Annotated in this window: 10 protein-coding genes; 3 read left to right on the forward strand and 7 right to left on the reverse strand. The window is 33.9% G+C overall.

The genetic code is table 11. From position 1 onward, the window contains the following. On the forward strand, window positions 1–548 hold a 548-nt coding region (locus tag ACKVOV_RS05120; RefSeq protein ID WP_409205689.1), incomplete at its 5' end, for a zinc metallopeptidase. A 53-nt stretch (window positions 549–601) separates the two neighbouring features. On the opposite strand, the gene ACKVOV_RS05125 is transcribed toward ACKVOV_RS05120, so the two are convergent. After that, window positions 602–1,072 (reverse strand): Lrp/AsnC family transcriptional regulator, encoded by a 471-nt coding sequence (locus ACKVOV_RS05125; protein WP_409205690.1) that lies wholly within the window; start codon window positions 1,070–1,072, stop codon window positions 602–604. 48 nt (window positions 1,073–1,120) lie between these two features. Further along, on the reverse strand, window positions 1,121–2,491 hold the full coding sequence (locus ACKVOV_RS05130; protein WP_409205691.1) for a saccharopine dehydrogenase family protein: 1,371 nt from the start codon (window positions 2,489–2,491) through the stop codon (window positions 1,121–1,123). A gap of 84 nt (window positions 2,492–2,575) precedes the next feature. On the opposite strand from ACKVOV_RS05130, the gene ACKVOV_RS05135 reads away from it, so the two are divergent. Together ACKVOV_RS05135 and pckA are read left to right on the forward strand one after the other, a co-directional pair. Next, window positions 2,576–2,962 carry a DUF423 domain-containing protein gene (locus tag ACKVOV_RS05135; protein WP_409205692.1) on the forward strand — a complete coding sequence of 129 codons (387 nt, stop codon included), beginning with the start codon at window positions 2,576–2,578 and terminating at the stop codon, window positions 2,960–2,962. A 70-nt stretch (window positions 2,963–3,032) separates the two neighbouring features. Next, window positions 3,033–4,658 carry a phosphoenolpyruvate carboxykinase (ATP) gene (gene pckA / locus ACKVOV_RS05140; protein ID WP_409205693.1) on the forward strand — a complete coding sequence of 542 codons (1,626 nt, stop codon included), beginning with the start codon at window positions 3,033–3,035 and terminating at the stop codon, window positions 4,656–4,658. A 145-nt stretch (window positions 4,659–4,803) separates the two neighbouring features. On the opposite strand, the gene rnpA is transcribed toward pckA, so the two are convergent. The 5 genes from rnpA to rpmF all read right to left on the reverse strand — a co-directional run bounded on the left by rnpA (window position 4,804) and on the right by rpmF (window position 8,572). Then, the gene (gene rnpA, locus ACKVOV_RS05145) at window positions 4,804–5,178 is read right to left on the reverse strand and encodes a ribonuclease P protein component (protein WP_409205694.1); all 375 of its coding nucleotides are present in this window, start codon (window positions 5,176–5,178) and stop codon (window positions 4,804–4,806) included. Window positions 5,179–5,283: 105 nt separating this feature from the next. Next, the gene (accC, locus tag ACKVOV_RS05150) at window positions 5,284–6,630 is read right to left on the reverse strand and encodes an acetyl-CoA carboxylase biotin carboxylase subunit (protein WP_409205695.1); all 1,347 of its coding nucleotides are present in this window, start codon (window positions 6,628–6,630) and stop codon (window positions 5,284–5,286) included. 88 nt (window positions 6,631–6,718) lie between these two features. Next, a complete protein-coding gene (gene accB / locus ACKVOV_RS05155) occupies window positions 6,719–7,198 on the reverse strand; it encodes an acetyl-CoA carboxylase biotin carboxyl carrier protein (protein WP_409205696.1) in 480 nt (159 codons plus the stop codon). Between the two features lie 21 nt (window positions 7,199–7,219). Next, window positions 7,220–8,218 (reverse strand): beta-ketoacyl-ACP synthase III, encoded by a 999-nt coding sequence (locus ACKVOV_RS05160; protein WP_409205697.1) that lies wholly within the window; start codon window positions 8,216–8,218, stop codon window positions 7,220–7,222. Window positions 8,219–8,377: 159 nt separating this feature from the next. Next, a complete protein-coding gene (gene rpmF / locus ACKVOV_RS05165) occupies window positions 8,378–8,572 on the reverse strand; it encodes a 50S ribosomal protein L32 (protein WP_011964469.1) in 195 nt (64 codons plus the stop codon). Window positions 8,573–8,600 lie beyond the last annotated feature (28 nt).

Raw genomic sequence — 8,600 nt, forward strand, 5'->3', positions numbered from 1 at the left:
CTGAAAAAATGCTTGCTGATAACGGTATTCGTGGTGTAAGAGTAATTTCGACACCGGGACAGTTAACAGATCATTACAATCCAGTAGATAAAACGGTAAACTTGAGTGAAGCTGTTTATAACCAGCGAAATGCAGCAGCAGCAGCAGTTGCGGCTCACGAATGTGGTCACGCCGTACAACACGCTGTAGGTTATGAATGGTTAACGATGAGGTCTAAATTAGTCCCTGTAGTAAATATTGCCTCAAGTTACATGCAATGGGTATTGTTAGCAGGAATATTAATGATTAGAACTTTTCCAGCTTTATTATTAGTAGGAATCGTGATTTTTGCTGCCACAACAATATTTTCGATTGTTACTTTACCTGTAGAATATGACGCCAGCAATCGCGCACTAGCTTGGCTAAAAAATAAAAACATGCTTAATCCTGCAGAATACGCTGGAGCCGAAGACTCACTAAAATGGGCTGCAAGAACTTATGTAGTGGCTGCTTTAGGATCTATTGCAACCTTATTGTATTATGTTTCTATTTATATGAACAGAAGATAATTTTTTAAAGATTAATACACTAAAAAATCCGCTTCGAGAGAAGCGGATTTTTTTTATAACTGAATTTGTCTTTCTATTTGTTGGTCTAATGAGATAAATGTTTCCGTTCTAGAAACACCAGCAATAGGTTGTATTTTTTTATTAAGCAAGTTCATCAAATGTTCATTATCACGACAAATTATCTTAATAAGAATACTCCAGTTTCCTGTCGTATAATGACATTCTAAAACTTCAGGAATTCTCTTTAATTCTTTAACAGCTTCGGCATTACTTGATGCTTTGTCTAAATAAACACCCACAAAAGCCATCGTGTTGTAACCTAAAACTTTTGTATTTACGATTAGTTTTGAACCCGAGATTACATTTGCATCCTCTAGTTTTCGCAATCGTTGGTGAATGGCTGCGCCAGAAATTCCTATTTTATTAGCAATTTGAAGTATCGGTTTTCGAGCATCTTCCATTAGGAAACGAAGAATCTCTTTATCGATACCATCTATTTCTATTTGTAGCTGATTTATCTTCATGGGTTATAAATTTAAATCAAAAATAGAGATTTAGTTTAAAATTATTAATTAATTTCTTGCTTTATCAGGATTGTAACCTACATAAGGCATTTCGGTTTCCTTAAAATGGATACCAAATTCTTCTAGTTCTTTTAGAATAGGTAAATATACTTCCTCTTTTATAGGCAACTGAACGCCAGGTGTTGTAATTTTTCCGTTTAGAATTTGTAAAGTTGCTATCGCTACTGGTAATCCTACTGTTTTTGCCATTGCAGTGTAAGTTTGGTCATCGCCAATACAAACCATTTTAGAATCTATTTGGTGTTGTTTTCCGTTTAGTTCATAGCCAAATTTATGATACATCACAATCATGTCTTTATCTTGTGGTTGTAGGGTCCAACTATCTGTCAATATTTTTTCTAAAATTTGTGCTGGAGTAGCATCTTTTAGACCTACAATTTTATTTTTGTTAAATAAATTGAGTTCTAATAATTTGTCCCATATAATATCATCTTGTTCGATACCAAGACTTAAGCGAAGTTTTATTTCGACAGAATCAGTTGGGTGATAAGGTAAAAATAGGTTTACAAATTCGCGATAACTTATAGTTTCAGAATCGTCTATGATATATGAATCGTCAGTCATTCCTAACTGTACAAACATATTCCATGCTCTAGAAAACCCTACTTTTCTAATAGTTCCTCTATATAAAGTTAGAACATCATCTAAGCTATAAATACTTCTGTATTTTAAAGAATCACGATTGGCATAACCTTCAAAACGTCCGTAACCTTCAACTTCTAAAAATTCAGTTCTACGAAACAATTTGTGGTACGGAATATATTTATATGTTCCTTCTTGAATAAACTTTGCCGCGCCACCTTGTCCTGCTAAAACTACATTCCTTGGTGCCCAAGTAAATTTGTAATTCCAAAGATTATTGTCAGATTCTGGAGCTACTAATCCGCCACAAAATGATTCGAAAAGTATCATTTTTCCGCCTTTGCTACGAATTTCATCAATAACTTTCATAGCACTCATGTGATCGATACCTGGATCTAGACCAATTTCGTTCATGAAAACTAAATTATTTTCTTTGGCAGTAGCGTCTAACTCTTGCATGGCATCACTAATATAAGAAGCAGTCACCATGTGTTTTTTATAAACAATGCAATCTTTTGCCACCTCAATATGCATATGTGCAGGCAACATAGAAATAACAATGTCGGCTTTTTGAATTTCAGATTTTCTTTGATTTGCATCAAAAATATCTAAAGCAATAGCGGTAGCATTTTTGTGGTTTTTTGTTTTGCGTTGCGCTAATTCTAAAGATAAGTCACCAATAGTAAGATGCAAATTTTCGCTTTCAGACTTGTCTAAAAGATATTTTATAAGTGATGAAGCTGAGCGTCCAGCTCCAATAATAAGTACATTTCTCATTTTTTGATTGTAAAAAAGTGACGCAAATGTAATGAAATGTTATATTTTTGACGAAAGAAAACATAAGTTTTAATTAAAAAGATTATGGACAAGAAAATCATTCTTACAGCACTAGTTTTTGGATTTATTTCGATCATGCTAGGTGCTTTTGGTGCACATGCATTAAAAAAAGTTTTAACACCAGAACAATTATCTTCATTTGAAGTAGGCGTGCGTTACTTAATGTACCATGGATTGTTTTTGTTGTTTATTGGTACAACTCAAATGCTTTTGCCTGAACAGAAAAACATTGTTTTTTATCTTACTTTATTTGGAACAATCTTATTCTCAGGATCTATATTTTTGTTATCATCAAGCGGAGCAACGGGTTTAAATTTTAAGTTTATAGGACCCATAACTCCAGTAGGAGGATTACTTCTCATAGTATCTTGGATAATAGCATTTTATTATATAAGCATAAAAAAAGGATAATATTTAAGCTGTTTGAAATAATATTTATACTTTTGCACTTTGTTCAAGTATTCAACACATACAACTATTTATGGAAACATACAGTCAATCTACGAAATCGATTTCGTTAGAAAAGTACGGAATAACAAACGCTTCAGAAATAATTCATAATCCCTCGTTTGAATTTTTATACCAAGAAGAGTTAAATCCTGCTCTTGAAGGATACGAAAGAGGACAACTTACAGAGCTTGGAGCTGTAAATGTAATGACAGGCGAATTTACTGGTCGCTCTCCAAAAGACAAATATATTGTAAAAGATGCTATAACTGAAAACACTATCTGGTGGACTTCAGAGAAAGCTGTAAATGACAACAAACCAATTTCTCAAGACACTTGGAATGCTCTAAAAGAAACAACTGCAAAGGAATTATCTGGAAAAAGATTATTTGTAGTAGATACTTTTTGTGGCGCAAATGAAAATTCTCGTCTGAAAGTTCGTTTTATTGTTGAGGTTGCTTGGCAAGCACATTTTGTAAAAAATATGTTTATTCGACCAACTGATGCTGAAATGGAAACCTATGGAGAACCAGATTTTGTGGTTATGAATGGTTCTAAAACTGAATTTAAAGATTATGCTGCACACGGATTAAACTCTGAGGTATATGTAGCTTTTAACTTGACTGAAAAAATCCAATTAATTGGAGGAACTTGGTATGGTGGTGAGATGAAAAAAGGATTGTTCTCTATGATGAACTATTACTTACCATTGCAAGGAATGGCTTCAATGCACTGTTCTGCAAACAAAGGAAAAGATGGCGATGTAGCCGTTTTCTTCGGATTGTCAGGAACAGGAAAAACAACGTTGTCTACAGATCCTAAAAGAGAATTAATAGGTGATGACGAACACGGTTGGGATAACGATGGTGTTTTCAATTTTGAAGGCGGTTGTTACGCAAAAACAATCGATTTAAGCAAAGAAAATGAGCCAGACATATATAATGCTATTCGTAAAAATGCATTACTTGAAAACGTAACGGTCGATGCTAATGGAAAAATTGATTTTAAAGACGGATCAGTTACTCAAAACACAAGAGTTTCCTACCCAATAGATCATATTCAGAATATTGTAAGACCAGTATCTAAAGCAGGTCACGCAACAAAAGTAATATTCTTAACTGCAGATGCTTTTGGAGTAATGCCTCCAGTGTCTAAGTTAACACCAGAACAAACAAAATACTTTTTCTTATCTGGATTTACTGCAAAATTAGCAGGAACCGAAAGAGGTGTAACTCAACCAGAACCAACTTTTTCAGCTTGTTTCGGAAAAGCATTTTTATCATTACATCCAACAAAATATGGAGAGGAATTGGTAAAGAAAATGGAAGAGCACAACGCAACAGCTTATATGGTAAATACAGGTTGGAACGGTACAGGAAAACGTATTTCTATAAAAGATACGCGTGCTATCATTGATGCTATTTTAGATGGATCTATCGAAAAAGCAGAAACGATAACAGTTCCAATTTTTAATTTAGCAGTTCCAACAGCTTTGCATGATGTAAATACAGATATTCTTGATCCAAGAAATACTTATACAGATGCATCAGAATGGACTACAAAAGCAGAGGATTTAGCAGGAAGATTTATCAAAAACTTTGTTCAATATACAGATAATGAAGAAGGGAAAAATCTAATAAAAGCAGGACCACAATTATAATACGTTATTAATTCGGTTTATAAAAAAAGAGTTACTCACTAGAGTAACTCTTTTTTGTTTTCCACTTTTTTGTCATTCCCGCGCAGGCGGGAATCTATTTTGGTTTCCCACCTTCGTGGGAAAGACAGGTCTTGAAAATAAACCGTTACTCTTTTATCGAAGCCACGAATTTCTCAAACAGTTGAATTGTCTTTTCGTTAATTTCTTGATATGTCAAACGATCTTTGGTTTGATAAAAAAACATAAACCCATACTTTTTTTCTGAATTTTCTAACAATAAATGTTTGTTTAAACGATATGTTTCTCGCAAAACACGTTTAAAATAATTTCTATCTACTGCTTTTTTAAAATATTTTTTAGAAACAGAAACACCCATTTTTATTTGTTCCTCATTTTCTAAATCAATAGGTACATAAACTAAGCGTAAAGGGTATTTAGATACCGATTTTCCTTCCGAAAAGAGTAAATCGATAGTTGTCTTGCTTTTTAATTTTTCGGCTTTAGGATAAGTATTATTCATGAATAGAATTGAAAGAGCAAAAATACGAAGTTAAGCGGTATGATTTTTTTAAACTCTATATTTTTTCAAACAAAAAATCCCACTCTTTCAAGCGGGATTTTCAACTTATTTTTGTTCTTTCATAACAAAAGTATCCATAAATGCTGTGGTATAATCACCCGCAACATATCTTTCATCATCCATTAATTGTCTGTGGAAAGGAATGGTAGTTTTTATTCCTTCTATTACGAATTCGTCTAAAGCACGTTTCATTTTATTGATAGCTTCTTGACGTGTTTGCGCAGTTGTAATTAACTTGGCAATCATCGAATCATAATTTGGCGGAATGGTATAACCTGCGTAAACATGCGTGTCTAAACGAACACCATGTCCACCTGGCGAATGTAATACAGTGATTTTTCCTGGTGAAGGACGGAAATCATTATAAGGATCTTCAGCATTTATACGACATTCGATAGCATGTAGTTGTGGTAAATAATTTTTTCCTGAAATTGGCACTCCTGCTGCTACGAGTATTTGCTCGCGAATCAAGTCATAATCGATAACTTGTTCTGTAATTGGGTGTTCTACTTGAATACGTGTATTCATTTCCATAAAGTAGAAATTACGGTGTTTGTCTACTAAAAACTCAACCGTTCCTGCGCCTTCATATTTAATATATTCGGCAGCTTTTACAGCTGCTAATCCCATTTTATTACGAAGTTCATCGGTCATAAATGGTGATGGTGTTTCTTCAGTTAATTTTTGATGACGTCTTTGAACTGAGCAGTCTCTTTCTGAAAGGTGACACGCTTTTCCATAAGAATCTCCAACAATTTGAATTTCTATATGACGAGGTTCTTCGATTAGTTTTTCAAGATACATACCATCATTACCAAAAGCGGCAGCCGACTCTTGACGAGCACCTTCCCAAGCTTTTAGTAAATCTTCTTGTTTCCAAACAGCACGCATTCCTTTTCCACCACCTCCAGCGGTTGCTTTAAGCATTACTGGGTAGCCAAATTCAGAAGCTAATTGTTCTGCTTGTTCGTATGATTCTAAGATTCCCACTGAACCTGGAACACAAGGAACACCTGCTTCAATCATAGTCGATTTTGCAGAAGCTTTATCTCCCATACGATCAATCATTTCTGGTGATGCACCAATAAATTTGATATTATGTTCGTGACATATTTTAGAAAACTTAGCGTTTTCAGATAAGAATCCGTAACCTGGATGTATTGCATCTGCATTTGTAATTTCGGCAGCAGCAATAATGTTTGACATCTTTAAGTAAGATAAATTACTTGGCGGTGGCCCAATACAAACTGCTTCGTCAGCAAACTTTACATGTAAGCTTTCTGCATCTGCTGTAGAGTAGACTGCAACAGTTTTTATTCCCATTTCTTTACAGGTTCTAATAATACGAAGTGCTATTTCGCCCCTGTTTGCAACTAATATTTTTTTAAACATCGTTTGAAATTTTAAATGTTGAATTTTAAATTTTAAATTTTTTTGAACGATGGAATTCATCATTCAAAATTTAGCATTTATAATTTCTTTATGATGGATCTACTAAGAATAAAGGTTGGTCAAATTCTACTGGCGACATATCATCTACCAATACTTTAACAATCTTTCCTGAAACTTCCGATTCAATTTCGTTAAATAATTTCATAGCTTCAATAACACAAAGAACATCTCCTTTTCCGATAGTGCTTCCAACTTCTACAAACATTGGTTTGTCTGGGGATGGTTTTCTGTAAAAAGTTCCAATAATAGGTGATTTTACAGTAATATATTTAGCATTTTCGTCTGCTGCTGCTACAACTGGAGTTTGGGCAACTGGAGCAATTTGCTGCGGAGCAACTGCTTGTTGTAACATGTTTTGAGCAGGCATTTGTTGTACATAAGTTGTTTCTGTACTACCTTCTAAAGTTGTTCTAATTGTGATTTTTACATCACCTGTTTCCAACTTTACTTCTGCAACTCCTGAGTTTGCTACAAATTTGATTAGATTTTGAATTTCTTTTAAATCCATGGTTATTCGTTTTAGTTATAGTTATTGTTTGTTGTATGCCCATTTTAAATAGATAGATCCCCAAGTGAATCCACCTCCAAATGATGCAAATATAAGATTATCTCCTTTTTTTAATTGGTTTTCGAAATCACTTAGCAATAATGGCAAAGTGGCCGAAGTTGTATTTCCGTATTTTTGAATATTCATTAATACTTTCGACTCATCTAAATTCATGCGTTGAGCTGTAGCATCTATGATTCTTTTATTTGCTTGATGCGCTACTAGCCAATTTACATCATCGTTCGATAAATTATTGCGTTGCATGATTTTTTCGCTAACATCTGCCATTCCAGAAACAGCGTATTTGAAAACTGTTTTCCCATCTTGAAAAACGGTATGTAAACCATTTTCCACAGTTTCTTTTGAAGCAGGAAGAATAGATCCTCCAGCATCAATTTTTAAATACTCACGACCTATTCCGTCGCTTCGTAATATTTCATCCTGCAATCCTAAACCTTCGTAATTAGGCTCAAAAAGTACAGCACCACCACCATCTCCAAATATAATACAAGTGGCTCTGTCGGTATAATCAATAATTGATGACATTTTATCTGCACCTATTAATAATATTTTTTTGTAACGCCCTGATTGTATGTAAGCTGCGGCAGTTGACATTCCGTATAAAAAGCTAGAACAAGCTGCTTGTAAATCATAAGCAAAAGCATTTACAGCTCCAATTTGACTAGCTACATAAACTCCTGTTGATGCCACTGGCATGTCTGGTGTTGCAGTTGCTAAAATCACCATATCTATATCTGCAGGATTTATTCCTGATTTTTCAATAAGATTTTGAGCTGCTTTAATAGCAAGATAAGATGTTCCTTTACCTTTTTCTTTTAAAATTCTTCTTTCTTTAATTCCTGTTCTGGTTGTTATCCATTCATCGTTAGTATCGATCATGGTTTCTAATACTTGATTAGAAAGAACAAACTCTGGAACATATGCGCCAACGGCTGTAATTGCGGCTGTAATTGTATTCATAAAGTTCAAATAATGCTTTTAAACTTGCGTTTAAAAAGACGATGAAGTTACAAAAAAACTTTAAACTAAAATTTATTTGTTTCAATTTTTATTTTTCGGTTATACCCAACAAAAAAACTCTCACTTAGTGAGAGTTAGGTGTTTTATACAAAAAATGTATTAAGCAACAGCTGTTTGTTTGTCGATAACTACTTGACCTCTGTAGTACATTTTACCTTCATGCCAGTAAGCTCTGTGGTATAAATGTGCTTCACCAGTTATAGGGCAAGTTGCGATTTGAGCAACAGTTGCTTTATAGTGAGTTCTTCTTTTGTCTCTTCTTGTTTTGGAGATCTTTCTCTTAGGATGTGCCATTTTGCAAAATTATTTATCCGTTAATAGT

Source organism: Flavobacterium sp. (genome assembly GCF_046153165.1).
Classification (GTDB): domain Bacteria; phylum Bacteroidota; class Bacteroidia; order Flavobacteriales; family Flavobacteriaceae; genus Flavobacterium.